This is a genomic window from Enterococcus sp. AZ078, assembly GCF_051714985.1.
Classification (GTDB): domain Bacteria; phylum Bacillota; class Bacilli; order Lactobacillales; family Enterococcaceae; genus Enterococcus_B; species Enterococcus_B hirae.
The window spans coordinates 2,065,044-2,085,050 of the sequence record NZ_JBIOSW010000001.1; the positions used below are offsets into that span (position 1 = coordinate 2,065,044).

Annotated in this window: 19 protein-coding genes and 1 riboswitch; of the genes, 5 read left to right on the plus strand and 14 right to left on the minus strand. The window is 36.9% G+C overall.

Going from position 1 to position 20,007, the window contains the following annotated elements:
* Positions 1-227 precede the first annotated feature (227 nt).
* A complete protein-coding gene (locus IGJ18_RS09655) occupies positions 228-428 on the minus strand; it encodes a cold-shock protein (protein ID WP_005875554.1) in 201 nt (66 codons plus the stop codon).
* A gap of 443 nt (positions 429-871) precedes the next feature.
* Positions 872-1,978 (minus strand): baeRF6 domain-containing protein, encoded by a 1,107-nt coding sequence (locus tag IGJ18_RS09660; protein ID WP_010737935.1) that lies wholly within the window; start codon positions 1,976-1,978, stop codon positions 872-874.
* A 232-nt stretch (positions 1,979-2,210) separates the two neighbouring features.
* On the opposite strand from IGJ18_RS09660, the gene IGJ18_RS09665 reads away from it, so the two are divergent.
* The 3 genes from IGJ18_RS09665 to IGJ18_RS09675 all read left to right on the plus strand — a co-directional run bounded on the left by IGJ18_RS09665 (position 2,211) and on the right by IGJ18_RS09675 (position 5,266).
* The gene (locus IGJ18_RS09665; RefSeq protein WP_010718502.1) at positions 2,211-2,333 is read left to right on the plus strand and encodes a hypothetical protein; all 123 of its coding nucleotides are present in this window, start codon (positions 2,211-2,213) and stop codon (positions 2,331-2,333) included.
* A gap of 124 nt (positions 2,334-2,457) precedes the next feature.
* Positions 2,458-3,765, plus strand: a complete 1,308-nt coding sequence (locus IGJ18_RS09670; protein WP_438843273.1) for a serine hydrolase — start codon at positions 2,458-2,460, stop codon at positions 3,763-3,765.
* A 301-nt stretch (positions 3,766-4,066) separates the two neighbouring features.
* Positions 4,067-5,266: a YdcF family protein gene (locus tag IGJ18_RS09675; RefSeq protein ID WP_010718504.1), complete on the plus strand. Its 1,200-nt coding sequence runs from the start codon at positions 4,067-4,069 to the stop codon at positions 5,264-5,266.
* Between the two features lie 62 nt (positions 5,267-5,328).
* On the opposite strand, the gene IGJ18_RS09680 is transcribed toward IGJ18_RS09675, so the two are convergent.
* The 4 genes from IGJ18_RS09680 to IGJ18_RS09695 all read right to left on the minus strand — a co-directional run bounded on the left by IGJ18_RS09680 (position 5,329) and on the right by IGJ18_RS09695 (position 9,068).
* Positions 5,329-6,621, minus strand: coding sequence for a voltage-gated chloride channel family protein (locus IGJ18_RS09680; RefSeq protein ID WP_438843274.1), 1,293 nt, complete (start codon positions 6,619-6,621; stop codon positions 5,329-5,331).
* 48 nt (positions 6,622-6,669) lie between these two features.
* A riboswitch (Fluoride riboswitch) is annotated at positions 6,670-6,737 on the minus strand.
* Positions 6,738-6,779: 42 nt separating this feature from the next.
* Positions 6,780-7,427, minus strand: a complete 648-nt coding sequence (locus IGJ18_RS09685; RefSeq protein WP_010718506.1) for a FusB/FusC family EF-G-binding protein — start codon at positions 7,425-7,427, stop codon at positions 6,780-6,782.
* 248 nt (positions 7,428-7,675) lie between these two features.
* Positions 7,676-8,179 carry an HD domain-containing protein gene (locus IGJ18_RS09690; RefSeq protein ID WP_010737939.1) on the minus strand — a complete coding sequence of 168 codons (504 nt, stop codon included), beginning with the start codon at positions 8,177-8,179 and terminating at the stop codon, positions 7,676-7,678.
* Positions 8,180-8,303: 124 nt separating this feature from the next.
* Positions 8,304-9,068: a TrmH family RNA methyltransferase gene (locus tag IGJ18_RS09695; RefSeq protein ID WP_034700883.1), complete on the minus strand. Its 765-nt coding sequence runs from the start codon at positions 9,066-9,068 to the stop codon at positions 8,304-8,306.
* Positions 9,069-9,175: 107 nt separating this feature from the next.
* Here IGJ18_RS09695 and IGJ18_RS09700 point away from each other — a divergent pair, with 107 nt between their 5' ends.
* Positions 9,176-9,451 carry an acylphosphatase gene (locus tag IGJ18_RS09700; RefSeq protein WP_010718509.1) on the plus strand — a complete coding sequence of 92 codons (276 nt, stop codon included), beginning with the start codon at positions 9,176-9,178 and terminating at the stop codon, positions 9,449-9,451.
* 337 nt (positions 9,452-9,788) lie between these two features.
* Complete coding sequence (gene yidC, locus IGJ18_RS09705) at positions 9,789-10,721, plus strand: membrane protein insertase YidC (RefSeq protein ID WP_010718510.1); 933 nt, start codon at positions 9,789-9,791, stop codon at positions 10,719-10,721.
* A gap of 209 nt (positions 10,722-10,930) precedes the next feature.
* Here yidC and IGJ18_RS09710 read toward each other — a convergent pair whose 3' ends face one another.
* The 8 genes from IGJ18_RS09710 to IGJ18_RS09745 form a co-directional block, all read right to left on the minus strand.
* Positions 10,931-12,352: an oligosaccharide flippase family protein gene (locus tag IGJ18_RS09710; protein ID WP_096710099.1), complete on the minus strand. Its 1,422-nt coding sequence runs from the start codon at positions 12,350-12,352 to the stop codon at positions 10,931-10,933.
* Positions 12,353-13,522 carry a nucleotide sugar dehydrogenase gene (locus IGJ18_RS09715; protein ID WP_063627376.1) on the minus strand — a complete coding sequence of 390 codons (1,170 nt, stop codon included), beginning with the start codon at positions 13,520-13,522 and terminating at the stop codon, positions 12,353-12,355.
* 243 nt (positions 13,523-13,765) lie between these two features.
* Positions 13,766-14,857: a glycosyltransferase family 4 protein gene (locus IGJ18_RS09720; protein ID WP_438843275.1), complete on the minus strand. Its 1,092-nt coding sequence runs from the start codon at positions 14,855-14,857 to the stop codon at positions 13,766-13,768.
* Positions 14,858-14,868: 11 nt separating this feature from the next.
* Positions 14,869-15,495, minus strand: a complete 627-nt coding sequence (locus IGJ18_RS09725; protein WP_096710097.1) for a sugar transferase — start codon at positions 15,493-15,495, stop codon at positions 14,869-14,871.
* Positions 15,488-16,606 carry a DegT/DnrJ/EryC1/StrS family aminotransferase gene (locus tag IGJ18_RS09730; RefSeq protein WP_053766592.1) on the minus strand — a complete coding sequence of 373 codons (1,119 nt, stop codon included), beginning with the start codon at positions 16,604-16,606 and terminating at the stop codon, positions 15,488-15,490. The genes IGJ18_RS09725 and IGJ18_RS09730 overlap by 8 nt, the downstream gene beginning before the upstream one ends.
* Before the next feature lies 1 nt (position 16,607).
* Positions 16,608-17,237, minus strand: a complete 630-nt coding sequence (locus IGJ18_RS09735) for an acetyltransferase (RefSeq protein ID WP_010718516.1) — start codon at positions 17,235-17,237, stop codon at positions 16,608-16,610.
* A 168-nt stretch (positions 17,238-17,405) separates the two neighbouring features.
* Positions 17,406-19,223, minus strand: coding sequence for a polysaccharide biosynthesis protein (locus IGJ18_RS09740; protein ID WP_438843276.1), 1,818 nt, complete (start codon positions 19,221-19,223; stop codon positions 17,406-17,408).
* A gap of 11 nt (positions 19,224-19,234) precedes the next feature.
* Positions 19,235-19,999: a tyrosine-protein phosphatase gene (locus IGJ18_RS09745; RefSeq protein WP_438843277.1), complete on the minus strand. Its 765-nt coding sequence runs from the start codon at positions 19,997-19,999 to the stop codon at positions 19,235-19,237.
* Between the last annotated feature and the right edge of the window lie 8 nt (positions 20,000-20,007).

Consider the following 20,007-nt stretch of genomic DNA (forward strand, 5'->3'; position numbering starts at 1 on the left):
AGAAAATTTCTTAATCTCTCTTTCCATTTGTGAAAAAAAACCTTTATATTATTGGTTCACTTTCTAAATCATCTGATCATCTTAACTACCGGCTGATTACTCAACTACCTATTGATGCAGAATCAATTCCACTTATCTGAAGAACGTATTTAACTTCGTGATTGATCCAAAACAAAAAAGCTCGACAACTACAATGTAGTTATCGAGCTTTTATTCAAATCAATTAATTAAGCTTTAACAACGTTAGTTGCTTGAGGGCCACGTTGACCTTCTTCAACGTCAAAGTTTACTGTTTGACCTTCTTCAAGAGTTTTGAATCCGTCGCCTTGGATAGCTGAGAAATGAACGAATACATCGTTACCGTTTTCTGCTGTAATGAATCCAAAACCTTTTTCTGAGTTAAACCATTTTACTGTACCTGTTTCCATAATAAAAATCCTCCTTGTGTTTCAACACATATTTTGCAATTACTTGAATGGTGTATATCTGGAAGATGTTTATTTGAAACATGCCACAGATTACCGAACAAAAACTACACTCTTAATATATCATATCGGTTACAAAATAGCCACTATTTTCCCTTCTTTTTTTCCTTTTCATCTGGTGTTTTCTGACAAAAACGAGAAAAAGAGGGATATCTCTGTATTCCGTCCTAACAAATATGGAATCGTTTCCTTATAATTCAGACTTTCTCTAACGATTTTTTTTGATAAGATTCCCCATAAGAACGATAGTTGATAGTAAAATAACACCAGTTGAATTGATTTCTTCTACTTTTTATTTTTTAACTATAAACAAGACTGAGGAAAAAATTTCCCCAGTCGTGCTCTTTCATTTCTTTATTCAAAATGCAAAATCTCACATCACTCTATTAGTAACGAAGGATTGCTACTAAACTTTTCTCATCTGGTGCCTCTTTTTGTTCAAGAATGACTACTTGTCCTCCGTTCATGATGACATTATCTGCCAATTCATTTAAAACTTGACGACGGTCATACTCTGTTTCTGGATCTTCTCCAAATCCATCCACTAAGTTAGACGTAGCAATAAACAAGTGAGAAATTTTCCCTTCTTTAGCAGCTGGAACGATATCCACTAGTTGATCGATAAATTTCTTATCTAACAAACGATTATACCCTTCTGCTTCTTTCGCAGCTAATTCCTCAGAGAGTTTTTTAGCTCCTGCTTCGATTTCTTTTAACGATAATTGTGCAGGTGAGGCAGAGATCGCCACATCAGAACAATAGTACGGATTTTTAGCAATTTTTTTGAACATCGTTTGGTTTTCCGGTAATGCAAAGAGATAAATTGGGCGTTTTTCAGGATTGTCAAAGGTATCCTTAAGATAATCATCAACTGCTTGATAATAATTGACCCAGTCGATCTCTACTTCCTCATCTTTTGGATTGACACCATGAAACGTAGCTCCCTCACTACCATTTGAAGTATAGTTTAATCCGCCACCTGTTAACTCAGAACCTAAAGCTGTTACTACATCTTTCGGTGCATCTTCCGGTAATTTTACTTCAGTTACCTGCTTATTGTTTACTTCGTACAACTTCATTGAATCACGATTCAATCCTAGTAGATAATAAGCGTAGTTAAAGTGACTATTTTTGATAATCGCTAGAAGATATGGCAGATCACTCACATAATATTGGTCATCTACAGGAATACCTAAGCGATGGATATACGTATGTTCTGGAGATAAGATGACAGCCACGCTTGTTGTAGCGCTTCGCCAAAATGAAGCATCTTCTAACAAACTAGTGATTTTTTCTTGGAACAAGGACCAGTCATGTTCAGCATATTTTTTTTCAAACCGTTTTTTTGCTTCTTTCGCAAAATTTTTGAACTTGATTTGATCTTTTTCTACATCTTGATGTGCGACATGGGTGTTCAACATAATCGTGACGAATGGGCCTGTTGCACCTTCTGAAGTCAGCTGTGACAATAATTCTTTCGCCATTTTTGTCATAATCGTATCCCTCCTAAAAAAAGTCATTCCTTTACTATAAGTAAAGTCTACCACAACAAATTTTTTCGAGATAATAAAACGAATTTTACTAAAACGACTTATTTCTATTTTTGTTTTATTTAATTAATTTCATAATTATTTCATACTTTACTCAATCATTCTTTTGATTTCTTAAAAAGAAATTCAATTCTTTTTGCTACACTAAGAGAAAATAAATGAATGAGGTGATCACATGCACATATTCATGATCTTCAGTTTATTAACCCTAACTGCTGTTACTATTTTTGTTGCTTCTCGATTGAATGAGCCAGAAGTGCAACCGGTAAAAATTCGTAGCAAAGATCAAGAGAAGTAACCACTTTTCTCCTTTTTCTATAAATATCTTTTATTATGTTTTTATCAGAAATATTGAAACTACTCTATCTCTTTGATAAAATTTTAATTTATAGGAAAACTATTAGAAAACAAGGAGAAAATAAATGCCTCAAAAAAAATTACGATTGTTCATGTTATTAACAAGTTTGATCTTGTGCCTCACTGCGATTTTACCAATCACAGCAGTTCACGCTGACGAATCATTCAAAGTCAATGCAAAAGCCGCTTTTGCTGTTGATGCAGAGAGTGGTAAGATCCTTTATGATCAAGATGGAGAAAAACCAATGGGAATTGCTTCAATCACCAAAATAATTGGTCTTTATATCGTTCTTGATCAAGTAAAAGAAGGAAAACTGACTTGGGATGAAAAAGTGCCAATTTCAGATTATGCTGAAAAATTGAGCGTTGTTCCTGACTTGTCAAACGTACCTTTGCACAAAGAGAACAGCTATACGGTCAAAGAACTTTTTGATTCAGCCTTTATTCAATCTGCTAACGCCTCAATGGTAGCTTTAGCCGAAAAAATAGCTGGCAGTGAAACAAAGTTTCTTGAATTGATGAAAAAACAATTAAAAGATTGGGGTATTAACGACGCAACGATTGTGAACGCCTCTGGATTAAATAATTCCTATCTCGGTGAGAATCGTCCTGAAGGTACCTCGGAAACAGAAGAAAACCAAATGTCAGCCAAAGATGTTGCGATCGTTGCCAGACACTTGATCTTAGATTTCCCTGAGGTATTAAAAGTGACAAATACTACTAATGAAACATTCGGCGAAGGGACTCAGTCACCTGTCGAAATGGTGAATTGGAATTGGATGCTTTCTGGGTTTGTTAACTACAAAGAAGGCGTAGATGGTTTAAAAACTGGTACAACTGAATTTGCTGGTGCTTGTTTTGTTGGAACGATCAATAAAGAGGGTAGACGAGTCATTACGGTTGTTTTAAATGCCGATGACCATGCTACAAATCCAAGTGCCCGCTTCAACGAAACCGGACGTTTAATGGATTACTGCTATGATAATTGGTCAATTAAAGAACTTGGAAAGTCCAATGCAAGTATTCCAGATTTAAAAAACTTAGCAGTGAAAGATGGCAAAGAAACTTCAGTAGCAGTTGCCTTAAAAAATCCTGTAAAAGTTTGGGTAAGAAATGGTATGGATACTGGTAAATTAAAAATTACTCCTACCCTTGATAAAAAAGTCGTAACGAATAATCAAGTAGCAGCTCCCGTCAATAAAGGTATGAAGGTAGGGACAGCAACGATTACCTTAGCCGATGATTCACTGGGCTATTTGGAAGACAATAAAGAACCAACCACAGATATTATTACTGCTAAATCAGTTGAAAAAGCAAATATCTTTGTGATTGGTTGGCGACATGTTACTGATTTTTTTAGTAATTTGTTCTAATCCAGCTAAAATACCAACAAGTAGAACGTAGAATTTTAAGTACACCTCTTAAGTCAGAATGTCATTGTCTAACTTAGGAGGTGTACTTTTATCTAACAATCCCTGCTACATGCCTCAAGTTTTCCTTTTTTTAGTTTTTAATTTTTCAGAACAGCTTTTTTCTCTAATTTTAGCTATAATAGTAAAGGTTGTGTCAATTTTATTGATTTTATCTTTCAATCAATCGTTATTGCGTAAATTGGTATCAACCTAAACAAAACACGTTTTATTTCGTGTTCATTAAACGAAAGGAGTTAATTCTATGAATTTGACAAGAGACCTGACTTTCTTGGTTCTCTATGTTTTAGGGTTTACCGGTATTCTTTATTGGCGCCGTCGTCAAAGTGATCCTGCTCTGTTCTTTTATTGTGGATCTTGGACATTTATGATGATGGTCACTTACTTCATTGTTTTGGAAATTTTTTATTCCACCTTTTACTTTTTGATCCCACTTGTTTTTTTCAGTATTTTTGCATTCTCCTATTTTACTGAAAAACGCAAACTATTGAACGGGGTATTGTTCAATTTCTTTTTAATTAGTTTTGGTGGCTACTTAGTCACCTTGCTGCTTGAAACACAAAATATTTTTATTGGTGGTTTATTTGCAATAATTGCTATCCCCGTTTTGTTGATCTTGTTATTTGGCGTCTACATTTTGATCGTCTTTTTATTTTGGAACGGGTTATTAGTTTTAAAAAGAGAATCTCGCTCATTAGCCAATCTCTTAACTTTATTATTAGCAATCTTTTTGACGTTATATACTATATTTCAAATCTTCTTTATCCAATATTTCCCACAATGGTTCAATGTATTATTCACGGCTGTCCCATTGATTCTGTTTTATCTTTTTGTGGTTTTCTATAACTTTATAACCGTTTCTTTTTTGTATCAGTTCAACCGTCCACGATACAACCAAAATTACATTATCGTTTTAGGGGCTGGTCTACTAAATGGCGAAACGGTATCCCCTCTTTTAGCAAAAAGAATCGACAAAGCGATCGCCTTTTATTGGGCACAAAGTAAAGCAACCTTGAACCCGCCTATTCTATTGATGTCTGGTGGTCAAGGATCAGATGAAAAAGTGCCGGAAGCAATTGCGATGAAGCAATATGCTTTAGCTAAAGGCATTCCTGAGAGAGATATCTTGGTGGAAGCCAATTCAAAGACAACTTTAGAAAATATGCGTTTTTCTAAAGAACTCATGGATCAACAAACTGGTGGGCCATATCGAGCGATTTTCACTTCTAATAATTACCACATCTTCCGTGCAGGTCTTTATGCAAAGCAAGCTGGTTTAAAAGCGGATGGAATCGGAGCGAAAACTGCCTTTTACTACTTGCCGAATGCATTTTTGCGAGAATATATCGCCATCTTGGTTCTGCACAAAAAAAGACACTTGATCGTTGGTGGCTTAATCGTGCTATTTACCGTATTATTCGCAGCTTTGAGCATCTTTATTTAAATAAGGCATTTGGGTGCCCCCCAAATGCCTTTTACTTTTTGTAATCTTTCCTTTTGCAACAACTATTTTCGTGTTTTCGTTCTCCCCTTAGATCGCTCAGACTGTTTCTGACTTCCCATCATTGGCAGGAAAAGAATTCCCTTTTTCACTACTACTTTTTGTGCTGAATAAATTCCACTATTACCAGAACACATGAAGCTCACCAGACAGATCATAAAGAAATAACTGGCTGCTTGTCCACCGAACAATTCGATTCCCATAACAAAACAAGCAATGGGTGTATTTGTTGCTCCTGAAAAGACGCCAATGAAACCCAAGGCTGCTAAAAAAGGAATGGACACATGTAAGATTGGTGCTAGAGCAGCACCTAATGTCGCTCCGATTTCAAATAAAGGAGTTACCTCTCCACCTTGATAACCAGCACCTAAAGACAAGACAGTAAATCCAAGCTTTCCAAGAAAATCATAGAAATGGGCGGTACCATTAAAGGCATCAGTTAACAAAGGCAAACTGAGCCCCAAATATCTTTGGGTTTGCAATAAGAGCGCTGCGATGACGACCACAGCTCCGCCAATAAAATTACGTAGAACTGGACTAGCCATTCTTTTGGCATACCAAGTTTTCAAAAAAACGATCGAACGACTAAATACCCAACCAATAAGACCAAAAGCAATGCCTGCAACGAATAATTTAAAGAAAAGAGATACATCCCAATTTGGAATCGTCCCCATAGGGTAATGGATATGTTTCACCCCAAAGCTTTCAGTCACAAAGTTAGCAAACAGTGCTGCAAAAAAACTTGGAAATAAGGCTTCTGTTCTAACTTTTCCAATTGCTAAAACTTCTAACCCAAATAGTGTTCCAGCCAGAGGCGTACCAAAAACGGAACTAAAACCAGCACTGATCCCGCTGATCACCAATAACTCCCGTTCCACTTTATTTAACTGAAAGAGACGGGCTAAATTTTCTGCTAAAGCGCCTCCCATTTGCACAGCTGTTCCTTCTCGTCCGACAGAACCACCAAATAAATGGGTGGTAATCGTTCCAAATAACGTTAAAGGAATCAGGCGTAAAGGAATTTTTTCTTCCCCACCATTTCCTTGATCAATCACTAAGTTATTTCCTCTACCAGAATTTCCTCCGTACTTACTATATAAAAAAGCAAAAATTCCACCACTTACTGGTAAAAGAAACAACAACCAGGGTGAAGCAAGGCGTATATTAGTAACCCACGTTAAACTATTGAGAAAAAAGGCTGATAAACTCCCCATAAAGATTCCCAATAACAATGTGATTAATAGCCACTTGAACATGTATACGACGACCCTAATTGGATCAGGTAATCGATTTTCCATCTCTTTTCCTCCTCAAAAAAACGCCTACTAAAAAAAGGGGTATCCCGATTCTTAGTAGGCGTCATTAGTTATCTTAAGATTAACGTTTAAAGGCGAACACCATCACCTATTCACTTCATCAATTAAAATAGCATATATTTATGAAAAATACAATGAAATTATCCTTCTTTTTTTACAATCTCAGTAAATTCATAAAAAGGAGTCAATTGGACTAAATTGTGGTTACAATGCTCACTATCATGGCAAATATAGTTTCCTTTTTTCGTATAGGTGCCATCTGAATTCGATTTTGTTGTTGCTAAAAAGAGTGACACACTCGAAGTTTTTTTACAAATCGTACAAATCCCTTTCGTGATGGTCGGGGATAAAGTCCCGCGAATACCGTTTAACTTCCCTGATTCATCATAATAAACAAGAAATTTTTTCTGGGTACCAGGATCATTCCATCCAATATAGGTGTGTTCTCTTAAATCCAAATGATTCCAATCAGGTTGTTTTAGCTTTTTCACTTTTCGGAATAATTTTTCGATTTGAGCTTTCGAAGGTTGCTCAAAAGGTTGAACTGATTCTTTTAATTCTTCTAATAAGCGTTCAGCAGTTTCTTTGGTCAAAGAAGTATCTAAGATGTTTTCTAAGAAAAGGTTCATCCTTTGTGAGGGTTCTACTAGTTCCTCTATTCTCTCCACAGCTAATGCTTGGACCGTTTCGATCGTTTTAGAATCGTTTACTGAATGATAGACTGATATTAATTGTTCGACTTCTCTTTTAATAAAATAATATTGATAAGGTTTAATTGTTTTTTCCATGACTTTGAGTCCTTTCTTCTTTCAAGTGAATGTACTTTGAAGAAAAGAACTTCAACAAAGTACGTTAGTTAAAGCTTTTCCACTCTTTTAAATAAGATCCATATGGCATCTTATCATCACCCCCTTTAATTTTGTTTCAACAACTTGTTCTTGATACAAAGTAAACAGTAAAAATCATGGTTCGTCAATAAAAAAAAACCTGAGAAATTTTATGAAATTTCTCAGGAAGAATTCTTAATCACATCGTATTAAATCGATTGTTCTTTGCCGAAATATCTTTGCCATTTTTGTTTCATCGAAGCAGTCATCGGCTGTGCTGCTTCTTTCACAGCACAATATTTGTCGACAAACGTCACAATATAGCTTTCTTTATACTTAGGCGGTGCGATCGTAGCGCCCCACATATGTTTTAAGATGATATCACGCTCTAAATCGGATAGGTCAGTAATTTTTTCTGCATTTTTCACTGCGATCCTTGGATGGATATAAGCATGCGTTCCTTCATCAAATTTTGTTGTACGCCAATCATAGTAGAAAAGATCATGCAAAAGACCTGCACGTGCAGTCGCTTTTGCATTACCGCCCCATTTTTTGGCTAATTTATAACTATAGTAAGAAACACTAAGAGAATGCTCTAATCGAGTGGAGTGGACATGTTGTGTATAATTGGCTAATTTCTTCACTGCATCTGTTGCTAATAGATCTTCTACATAAGACATATATTCTTCGTCTTCACGCCATTTTTCTGTCATAATTATTGATCTGCCACCTTTTTTGAATTTCATTTTCCTTTGAAATTGATCCTAGTATACCATTAGTGTTCGGAATATTCTAGTGAGGTTCCATCAAAATGTAGAAAGCTTAATAGTTCCTTAATCATAAAGAGAAATGGTAAAGTACGATGCCTGCTGCCACTCCTACATTTAATGATTCAGCATTTCCGCGAATCGGAATATAGATATTTTTATCCGTCAAGGAAAGAATTTCGGGCCGCACGCCTTGCCCTTCATTCCCCATGACAATTGCATACTTCTCAGGAACAGTTACCTGTTCTAATGAACGAGCATCCTCGTTCAATTCCGTTCCATAGATATTAAAATTGTGTTCCTTTAAAAGCGGGATCATTTGCTCAAGGTCTGTTTGAAGTATTGGTAGATGGTAATTGCTCCCCTGCATACTTCTTAACACTTTTGTACTATAAATGTCAGCTGATCCTTTTCCTAAAACGACACCAGATAGTCCAAAAGCATCTGCCGTACGAATCATTGTTCCAACATTCCCAGGATCTTGGACATTATCTAACAATAACCATCCTCCAGTTAATTCGGGCATGTTTACTTTTTCGTAGAGCATAACGGCTAAGATACCTTGGGGTGTTGGCAAATCTGATACCACAGCCATGACTTCATTCGTTACCAAGGTACAAGGGATGTCTAAATGGTTTTTAAGCCACTCCTCCCACTCTTCTAACCCTTTTTCTGTGATTAAGATTTCTTTTACTTTGGCATGAGAAGCAACTGCCTCTTCAACCAAATGGAATCCTTCGAGTAGATACTCGCCTGTTTCTTCCCGGTATTTTTTCTTATGTAGTTTTTTCAATTCTTTGATTCTTGGATTTTTTGCTGATTGGATTTCTTTCACATTTTTCACCTCACTTAATTATAGCATGAATTCGAACCTTGAACTTGTTACAACATCAAAAAATCGGTATCATTAATTTAAAAAGCAAGGAAAGAAAGGTGGATATGATGAAAAAAATCAAGATGAACGTTCAAGGACGTGTCCAAGGTGTTGGCTTTCGTTATATGACAAAAATCGTTGCCGATCAATTAGGGATCACAGGCACAGTTAAAAACGAAGAAGATGGTTCGGTGACAATCGAAGCATGTGGCGATGAGGAAACGATCAAAAGATTCATTGAAGAAGTAAAGGATTCTCCAAGTCCTAGTGGTCGCGTACAATACGTTGACTTGCAAGATAATCCGATGATGGAAGAACGAAAAAAATTTGATGTGATCGGCTAATTTACTGATTCTGAATGGACGAAACACGCAAAAGGTAGTTCTATTTACACTATGAGAAGGCTCACATGACTTTAAGAAAGTTTGACGATAAAGGACTTTTTTAAAGAAACAACGTGCCTTCTCTCTTCTAATCGTCCCTCACTCGTTTGATCGTTTTTGCTTCTGTTTAACCGATGGCTTTTCTCCCTTTCCTTTTTGTGGTTTGACAAATAACTTTTTTATTTTTTTAAGACCATATAGGTAGGAATCTATGAATTTTCTATAAAGTAGATTGAATTGTGTGTGCTTTTTTAGTATAGTTAATTTTGTGTAAAAATTATAAAAGAGGAAGTATTTTATGAATAAATGGAAAAATTGGGTATTGGGTTCTGGCCTTGTCACAGTCATGCTTTTCTTATCTGGTTGTGTTCGTCTGGATTCAAATGGTAACCCTGACACATCAGGTATCGTGTACCGAGTATTAGTCCATCCAATGGGACAAGCGATTACATATTTAGTGGAGAACTTCAACTGGTCCTATGGTTGGGCTGTTATTTTAATGACAGTCATCGTTCGTATCATCATTTTGCCATTAGGTATTAGTCAATCGAAAAAGACAATGATCCAATCTGAAAAAATGCAAGCATTGAAGCCGCAAGTCGAAGCCGCTCAACAAAAACTAAAAACGGCGACTACTCGTGAAGAACAAATGGCTGCACAAGCTGAAATGCAACAAGTTTATCGTGAAAATGGGTTAAGTATGACTGGCGGGATTGGCTGCTTGCCTCTCTTGATCCAAATGCCGATCTTTTCAGCCCTTTATTTCACAGCTCGTTATACAGAAGGCATTCGTGAATCCTCTTTCTATGGGATCGACTTAGGACACCCTAGTTTTGTATTAGTTGCGATTGCTGGTGCTGCTTATTTACTTCAAGGATATATTTCAACAATCGGTATCCCTGAAGAACAAAAGAAAACAATGCGTACGATGCTTATCGTTTCGCCTGCGATGATCGTCTTCATGTCGATCAGTGCGCCAGCTGGAGTCACACTTTATTGGGTAGTTGGTGGTATCTTTAGTTGTTTGCAAACCTTCATTACAAATGTCATCATGAAGCCTAAATTAAAAGCTCAAGTGGCAGAAGAGTTAAAACAAAATCCACCGAAGCAAGTCGTAACACCTCGTAAAGACGTGACACCTGCGGATAGCGAACAACCAGTGAAGAAACAAGTCAAAGCACCTAAAAACCAAACAGGTCGTAACGCTGGAAAACAACAAAAACGGAAATAACTAAGCATTTCGTTTATTTCTCAAAATAGCTAAAATAAAAAAGGAAGAGAGAACGCCTCTCCTCCTTTTTTATTTTGTCCTCTGATCATTGACTATTCTTCGCTATATTGCCGAATCAATGGTTCGGATTGAATGAAAATCAGTGTAAACATTTTTCTTTTCACTAGCAGCAACCACTTTCAAGGTCTTTGACCTGTTGTTTGTCATCATTAGATTTTCTTTTTGATCCTCAATAAATCAACTAGTGGATTGACTTTCGTTATCGTTGTGATTGCGAGATAGATCGGACAAGCAATGACGAATTGGATCAGATTGGTTCGGATATTACTCGTTAAATGACCTGTTAAAAACCTGGTGATCAAACACATGATCAATCCAGCAATTATAAATATCCCGATTTTTCTGAGAGAAAAGGTAAACGTCGTCTGTTTCAGAAAAGCTCTTGTTCTTACAACTGTAACAAAACTTTCGGCGAGAATAGTTGAAAATACGACGCCCAAAAAGCCAATAGACGGCAATAGTATAAGATTTGCCACAAGATTGATGATAGCTCCAATGATTACTGAACGATTATACTCTTTAACCTGACCGATTGGCATTAGATATTGTCTAGAAATCGCCATGCCTAAAGGAACGATCACAATCAAAACCGTAAAATAAGGAATAATTTGAGTGATGTAGCTAAATTTTTCGCCAAAAAACCAAGGAACGAGCTTGTCATAAACTGTCAACATCCCAAACATGATTGGAATCGAAAAAAACAATTGTAAATGAATCGTTTTTTCCATCGTGCGAACGATTTTCTCCATATTTTTTTTTGCAAAAAAACTTGTCATATGGGGAAGTAAGACGATGTCTAAGGTAGTTATGATCGTGATGAATACGGTATTCAATTGCAGAGAATTGGTAAAATAGCCCACTGCAACACTTCCTAATGTGAAACCTAAAAGGGTCTTATTCAAATTGGTATACAACATGATTGCAATTTGAGGAATAAAATAATCAAAAGAGCCCTTTAAATGACTAAGACTTTTCTTTAAATCAACTTTCGTCAAATGAATGTATTTAGGAATAAAGAACCAGACACTCACTTGTGAACAAACTAAACCTAGTCCTTGAATCAAGGTATATTTTAACGTGTCGTCTTCGTTTTTAATCAAGAAAAGAATGAGAAAAAACGTGACTAGTTGGACTACTAAATTAGCTATACTAGTTTTCTTAAAATCTTCAATTCCCATAAAAAACCAAGATACGTCAAATAATACAGCAAAAATCGCCAAGGATTGGACAAACAAATACGAACGATTATTTAATAAAGAGGCAACAATAAAGTAAGCGACTATGACAATTAAGCTCGCTAATGCCTTAAAAAGCAGAATTTCCCAAAAAACTTCTGATAACGCTTCTTTCTTACGGTTGTAAGTCAAAGTTATTTCCCGGTTCCCGTACATCGTTACCCCTAGCCCCGCAAACAAAACAAAATATTGGACAATTGAAAACGTATAATTATAAAGACCGATCCCACTTGGCCCTAAAGCATTAGAAACGATTGGAATGGTAATAATCGGAAGAATGATTTTCGTCAGTTGAAACAAGCTCTGATAAAAAAAATTTTTGGCTATATTTTTCATTTATTCATCCCGTCTAAAAATATCTCTCGTATAGACTTTTTCGATCACATCTTTTAATTGATGGTCCATCCGATTTGAGACGATCACATCCGATAGTTGTTTGAATCGCGCAAGATCCGAAACGACAGGCGCATGATGAAATTCTTCAACAGGTAACGTTGGCTCATAGACAACCACCGAAACTCCTTGTTCCTGGATTCGTTTCATGACTCCTTGAATCGATGAATAACGGAAATTGTCTGAATCGGCTTTCATCGTTAACCGATAGATTCCCACAGTCTTAGGCTTTTGGGCTAAAATTTGTTCTGCAATAAAATCTTTTCTGGTTGTATTTGCTTCAACGATCGCTTGGATAAGATTGTTAGGCACATCGGTATAATTTGCTTTCAACTGTTTCGTATCTTTTGGCAAACAATACCCTCCATAACCAAATGATGGATTATTGTAATGAGAGCCGATACGTGGGTCCAGTCCGACGCCTTCAATGATTTGTTTCGTATTTAAGCCTCGTATCTCCGCATAACTATCCAATTCATTGAAGTAAGCCACACGCAACGCCAGATACGTATTTGAGAATAACTTGATTGCTTCCGCTTCTGTTGAATGAGTCAATAAAACTGGGACATTATCTGCTTGCGTATTCTTTTTGAACATATTCGCAATCTCTGTCCCTCTATCTGAACATTCTCCTACAACAATGCGGGAAGGATAAAGATTATCGTACAATGCTTTACCTTCACGTAAAAATTCTGGTGAAAAAACAATATTTTCTGTTTGATATTTTTTCTTTAATTCGGCCGTATACCCTACTGGTACCGTGGACTTAATGATAAATTTTGCTTCTGGACGAATGGCGAGAGCTTGTTCAATGATGCTCTCAATCGATGAGGTATTAAAATAATTTTTCTTTTCATCGTAATCAGTGGGTGTGGCAATAATCAAATAATCACCAAAAAGAACCGCTTCTCGGAAATCCTTAATAAATTCGATTGCTAGGTCTTCTCTTTGAAGAAAATTATGTACTTCACGGTCTTCAATTGGTGACTCCTTCTTTTGTAGTCGTTCGATCTTTTCTGCTACGATGTCATAAGCTTTGACATTCTCATGCTGGCTAAGTAATAACGCATTGGCTAGCCCTACATAGCCTAGGCCGAAAATTGATACGTTCAATTGGTTTCACCTCTATAATTAGTTTTATTAACATAAAAAACACAAACTGGAACGTTATTGGTCGTTCTTCGTTTCATTCGCTTTATCATTCTTCTAAAAAAACAAAGCCATTTACTTTTCCTTTGAACCCAGGCTCATTTCGTCAGTCACTCTTACAAATAATCAAAACATTCTTGAGGTTAAGAGCTTTTCACCTCATTTTCCCTGTTTAAGTGCTTTTTTTATTTTGTGAAATTCCTTTAGTTATAAAGTTTCATAAAGTTCTGCTACTTGATTGAGGATTACATTTTCGCTGAATTGTTGGATATGAGCAGCAGCGTTCTCGGAATATTTTGTAACAGGTAACGTTCCAGCAAAAAAATCTTGAAGAATATTCACTAGTTCTTCTGACTCTTTGACATCAAACAATTTTCCTGTGTTCTCATCATAGATCAGATCTTTATTGCCTCGTATATTTGAAGCAACTACCGGTAAACCAACGCTCATAGCCTCCATGATCGATACGGGCAATCCTTCTCTTAAAGAAGGAAAGAGAAATAGATCACTCATTTTCATGATCTCAATAATATCCTTACGATATCCGAGTAAACTGACTTTCTTTTCCAAACCTAAAAATTTAATTTTTTGTTCCAGCGTTTGTTTCAAAGGCCCCGTTCCACAAATAAAATAGTGGAAATCTTGATCTTTAAATGAAGCGAGTGCATGAATCACCAGTTCGTGGTTTTTGTTTTTATTTAATTCACCGACTGAAAGGAGTACTTTGGTTGTTGGCTGAGCTAGTGAAAGTACCTTACTTTTTAGCCGTTTATCAACCAAGGTTTTCTCGAACTTTTCGACTTGGATTCCAACCCCCTGAATCAAATGAGTTTGTGTTGCTTTAAATTTTTGTGAAGCAAGCAAATAATCTTCCTGATTAATGGTAATAAGCTTACTTGTATAACGAGATAAGTATTTTTCAACTGGGTAATAGACGAACCAATTAAGCATTGGGGCTCCTTGATAAAAGTGAAACCCATGTGCCGTATAGTAGATAGGAATATTGATCCGCTTACAAGCAAGTCTTGTCACCATCGAAGCAACTGGCGTATGCGTATGTACGATATCGATATTCTCTTCTTTGATCAGCTGTTTGATTTTCTTATAGGCTAAAAGATTGCTTTTAGCTAATGGATTCCTATTGAATGGTATTTGAAACACAGGTATTTTTTTATCAGAAAAATAAGATGCCAACGGTTGTTCAAGCGCACATGCCACACTCACTTCATGTCCATTTTTGATTAGTTGATCAATATGCGGGATTAAAAAAGCATTGAGTGTATTGGAGATCGTCGTCACATATAAAATTTTCAGTATGGTTCATTCCCTTCAAATTTTTCACTTGTTGGTCCAAAATTTGAGCTAATCCCTTCTTGTTTGAACACTTTAAGGACTGTTTGTAACAAGATCCAAACATCTTTGCCAAACGAATAACTTTCAACGTACAAACAATCATACGTAAACTTTTCTTCCCAACTGATCGCATTTCTACCACTGACTTGGGCCAATCCGGTCAAACCTGGGCGAATGTTGTGGCGTTTTCGTTGCTCTTCATTATAAAGTGTCAAATATTCTACCAATAATGGACGAGGACCAACAAAAGACATTTCGCCTTTAAAGATATTCCAAAGCTCTGGCAGCTCGTCAAGGCTAGTCGCTCTAAGTAGTTTGCCGAATTTTGTTAGACGAACTTCATCTGGAAGATACGCGCCATGTTGATCTTTCTCGTCTGTCATCGTGCGAAACTTGTACATAAAAAATAATTGTTCATTCTTCCCTGGTCTTGTTTGCTTAAAAATAATCGGTGAACCTAATTTTAATCGCACACACCCTGCAAGTATGAGCATCAGTGGTGCAAGCAAAAGCAATAAAAGACCTGAGAAAAAAAGATCGAACGCACGCTTTCCAAAAAGTCGATAAAAGGTTGGTTTACTCATAACGCATCACTCGCTTGATCGTTGCAACGACTCTATTTAACTCTTCATCCGTCATTTTAGTATCTGAGGGAAGACAAACTCCAGAAGAAAAAAGCGATTCTGCAACTTCGCCGCCAATAAAATCAAAAGAGTCAAAAACAGGCTGTAAGTGCATCGGTTTCCAGACAGGACGTGCTTCGATCTGTTCTTTTTCCAATTCTTCAATCAAATAAGATGGATCTATTCCTTCTAAACGAATGACACTCAACCAATAGTTAGGTTCGTTCCAAGAGTTTTCCGGCATAAATTGTATATTAGGAAACTCGGACAATTCTTCTTGATAAAATTGATAGATGGCACGCTTCTTTTGGATTCTTTCATTTAATACTTTTAATTGACCACGCCCGATTCCTGCTAATATATTGCTCATACGATAGTTATAACCGATTTCTAAATGTTGATAATAACGTTCATTTTCACGAGATTGAGTGGCCCAAAATTTGACTTTTTCGATTTTTGATTGATCGTCAGAGATTAATGCTCCCCCACCTGAAGTTGTGATGATCTTATTTCCATTGAAGGAATAAATCCCATAGTCTCCAAACGTTCCTGTATATTTACCTTGGTAAGTCGTTCCTAATGATTCGGCAGCATCTTCAATCAACGTCACTTGATATTCTTGACAGATCTGCATGATTTCAGCTAAGTTTGCAGCTAATCCATATAAGTGAACGACGATCACCGCTTTCGCTTTTGGATATTTTTCTAAAGCTGCGCGTAAATGGACAGGACTCATATTCCAAGTTTCGGCATCACTATCCACAAAGATTGGGACGGCTCCTTGATAAAGAATCGGGTTGACCGTAGCTGCAAAAGTCAAGGATTGACAAATCACTTGATCTCCTTTCGTGACACCTGCTGCCTTTAATGCTAAATGAATCGCTGCCGTACCTGAAGAAAGCGCAGCAACATGCTTGGCTCCCACATGATCTGCCAGTTCTTGCTCAAAACCATCGACATTGGCACCTAAAGGGGCAATCCAGTTCGTATCAAAGGCTTCTTTGACAAACGCTTGTTCATAGCCTGCTTCACTCATATGGGGCGAAGCTAATAATATTCGCTTTTTTCTCACATCAACTCCACCTTTCAATTATCTTTGCTGGTACCCCCACCCATTTTGAATGATGAGGGATATCTCTGATGACAACACTGCCAGCCCCAATAATGTTACCATCACCAATCGAACGTTCTTGAATAATCTTTGTACCGACACCCAGTTCATTTTTATCTCCTAAAGTGACTGCTCCCGAAATATTGACATTAGGAAAAATGGCATTGTAACTACCTATAATGGAGTCATGACCGATTGTTGAACCAATATTGATCATATTGAAGTCACCGATTGAAATATCTGCAGTATAGGTCGTGTAAGGCATCAATATGTTCCCAATGCCCAGTTGAACATTTAAGCCAATCAATGCGCTAGGGGCAAACAAATTTGGAAAAAGCAAGTGAGGGTTTTGTCGTAACTGTTCATAGATGTTTTCTTTGACCGTCGGAGCCGCAATCCCAAGAAAAACTGCCATTGGTGTTTTGACTTGAAGCAAGTCAGCAATTTTGCCAATCACAGGTTTTCCTAGAACATCGCTTTGCTCACTTTTACGATCATCGACAAAACCGACCCACTGATACTCATTTTGTTGTTGGAGCAAAAAAGCAATTTCTTTACCAAACCCACCTGCTCCTACTATTATTGCATCCACTCGCTTTCTCCTCTCGTTTCTTTTTTTGATGGTCAAACGTTTTTTTACATGTGATTTGAATAACGTATCCCTATGCAATTTTTGATCGCAGGAATCGTATAATCCAGCACATAAAGCAATGATTTTACTACTTTACTAATAGTACGTTCAGCTTAAAACAGCTAGTTTCTATTGATTAGAAGCATTGGCAAAACGAATCACTTCTCTTGCTAATTGTTTCTCATCTTTTGGCAAATGACGGATAAAATCCATCACTTTTTGATTTGAATAACCTTTGATGTTTCCGACAAAAATTTTTTCATAGACAGCTTCATCGTTTCTCTCTTTATCCAACAGTAGTTCTTCATATAGTTTTTCCCCAGGACGGATACCCGTTTCAAGAATCTCAATTTCGTCTTCACGATAGCCACTCAGGCGAATCATATTTTTGGCAAGGTTGACGATTTTGACTGGTTCACCCATATCTAAAATAAAAATCTCTCCACCTTTCGCCAAGACTCCTGATTGAATGACCAATCGACTTGCTTCAGGAATTGTCATAAAGTAACGTGTCATCCGAAAATCAGTAATCGTGACTGGTCCACCTTGCGCAATTTGTTCACGAAAGACAGGAATCACACTTCCTCGTGAACCTAATACATTTCCAAAGCGAACAGCGGAAAATGTTGTTCCATTTTTTTCGTTCAATCCTGTTACAATCATTTCTGCAATCCGCTTTGTCGCTCCCATCACATTAGGTGGATGATTCGCTTTATCTGTTGAGACCATCACAAAATTTTTGACTTTCGCTTGCTTGGCTGCTTCCGCAACATTTTTTGTTCCAAGAATATTATTTTTTACTGCTTCTTTGGGATTTACTTCCATGAGAGGAACATGCTTATGTGCTGCAGCATGATAAACGATATCTGGGCGATAGTTTTGCATGATCTCATTGATTTTGTCACGATCTTGAATATCTGCAATGAGCGGGACGATTTTTGTCTGCTGATTTTGCCGATTCATGCGGAGTTCCCGATCGATCAAATAAATCGAATTTTCCCCATGTCCTACTAGTAATAATTGTGCTGGGGAAAACTGGATAATCTGCCGACAAATCTCTGAGCCGATCGAGCCACCCGCACCAGTCACAAGAATGGTTTTCCCTGTCAAATGACCTTTGATCGATTCAATGTCCAATTCAACTTCATCTCTTTCTAGTAAATCAACTACGTCAATTTTTTTTAATTTTGTGACACTGACTTTTCCAGAAGCGATTTCTTCCATTGAAGGCATCGTGTTTACTTTGACATGCAAGGATTCTACCATTTGAAAGATATTCCTGATTTTTGTTTTGGATAAGGAAGGAATGGCGATGGTAACGATTTGTACATCATGTTTCTTGATTAGTGCAGGGAGGTCTTTGATCATACCGATCACTTTTTTTCCTGAAAGATATGTATTTTGCTTATTAGGATCATCATCAACAAAACCAATGACATAGGTGTCACTTGCTGTTTTTGATCCAAGTAAGATATTTGCCAAAATTCTACCGCCTTCACCAGCGCCTACGATGATTGTCTTCTTGGCAGTGGCTCTAGGTTGTAGCTTTGTCTGCTTTTTCTCAATGTAAAGACGCCACTCCAGACGGCTTCCCATGATTAAAAGCAAAGACAAAATATAGGTAAAGATCGTTAGACGTAACATATACTGATGATTGATAAAAAACAAGACAAAAAGATTTGAAATCATAGTGATCGACAAAGAAACAAAAATCGCCCTGATTTCTTCTAAATTCATATAGCGATTGATCCTTGTAAAGACTTTAAATAAACTCCCATAAAACAAATAGAAACCTATTGAAACGCCTGTAGAGATGAACATAAAATCCGTTGATACTTCTGCGAATGGCTTCATGAATCTAATTGTAGCAATGTTTGCCAAAAACAACAATAAGCTATCAACTCCTATCAAAATAGCAATCTTTCTTTTTCTTGTGACTTCAAACACCTTTACTCCCCCTAAAATAACCCAAACTTCTTCTTTTTTATCGCTTGATAAGTTGGATAATGAATCTGCTCCCCATTGATTAAATCTTTGGCGACTTGTTTCATTTGCTCAACTTTTTCGTTATTGAAGTCTTTAGCGATTTGTTCATAACATTCTTTTAAATAAAAAGAGCGTCGCTCAACACCGTGAGCATCCGAAGCAACCATTTGTACAAGATTGTACTTGACCATTTTTTTTGCTGTTTTTTGGATTTCTTTGCCAAAGCGCCCCAGATAACTTGGCGCTGTCAACTGTGTCAAACACCCCATTTCTAGATAAGGCAACAAACGATTCGGATCTTTTGCAAAATAAGTATTACGCTCAGGATGCACGATTACTGGTATTTTTCCTAGTTTCAACAGTTCAAAAAAAAGGTTCTTTGCATATAACGGTACTTCTAATGTAGGAAATTCAATCAACAGATAAGTATCATTTAAATCTGTAAAAAGAAGTTCATCTCGGTGAAGCGCTTCAAGCAATTCTCCAGTAATACGAACTTCTTGACCTTCTAATAACACCAACGGTAAATTTCTTTTATCCAGCTCTTTTTGTAAAGTGGCGACTAGGGGAATGACTTTTTTCTTTTGATTACAATACTTGCCATTGTTATGGTGCGGTGTACATAAAATATGAGTAATCCCTTGTTCAACCGCTTTTTCAGCCATTGCCAGGCTTTCTTCCAGGTTTTGCGCACCATCGTCAACTGCTGGTAATAGATGACAATGTAAATCGATCATTCCCTTTA

Excerpts from the sequence above, each read along its gene's own strand:
- IGJ18_RS09655 (WP_005875554.1), bottom strand. The coding sequence starts at position 428 with ATGGAAACAGGTACAGTAAAATGGTTTAACTCAGAAAAAGGTTTTGGA.
- IGJ18_RS09700 (WP_010718509.1), top strand. The coding sequence starts at position 9,176 with ATGAAAAAAATCAAGATGAACGTTCAAGGACGTGTCCAAGGTGTTGGC.
- IGJ18_RS09710 (WP_096710099.1), bottom strand. The coding sequence starts at position 12,352 with ATGAAAAATATAGCCAAAAATTTTTTTTATCAGAGCTTGTTTCAACTG.
- yidC (WP_010718510.1), top strand. The coding sequence starts at position 9,789 with ATGAATAAATGGAAAAATTGGGTATTGGGTTCTGGCCTTGTCACAGTC.
- IGJ18_RS09690 (WP_010737939.1), bottom strand. The coding sequence starts at position 8,179 with ATGACAGAAAAATGGCGTGAAGACGAAGAATATATGTCTTATGTAGAA.
- IGJ18_RS09725 (WP_096710097.1), bottom strand. The coding sequence starts at position 15,495 with ATGAGTAAACCAACCTTTTATCGACTTTTTGGAAAGCGTGCGTTCGAT.
- IGJ18_RS09665 (WP_010718502.1), top strand. The coding sequence starts at position 2,211 with ATGCACATATTCATGATCTTCAGTTTATTAACCCTAACTGCTGTTACT.
- IGJ18_RS09670 (WP_438843273.1), top strand. The coding sequence starts at position 2,458 with ATGCCTCAAAAAAAATTACGATTGTTCATGTTATTAACAAGTTTGATC.
- IGJ18_RS09745 (WP_438843277.1), bottom strand. The coding sequence starts at position 19,999 with ATGATCGATTTACATTGTCATCTATTACCAGCAGTTGACGATGGTGCG.
- IGJ18_RS09660 (WP_010737935.1), bottom strand. The coding sequence starts at position 1,978 with ATGACAAAAATGGCGAAAGAATTATTGTCACAGCTGACTTCAGAAGGT.
- IGJ18_RS09680 (WP_438843274.1), bottom strand. The coding sequence starts at position 6,621 with ATGGAAAATCGATTACCTGATCCAATTAGGGTCGTCGTATACATGTTC.
- IGJ18_RS09675 (WP_010718504.1), top strand. The coding sequence starts at position 4,067 with ATGAATTTGACAAGAGACCTGACTTTCTTGGTTCTCTATGTTTTAGGG.
- IGJ18_RS09685 (WP_010718506.1), bottom strand. The coding sequence starts at position 7,427 with ATGGAAAAAACAATTAAACCTTATCAATATTATTTTATTAAAAGAGAA.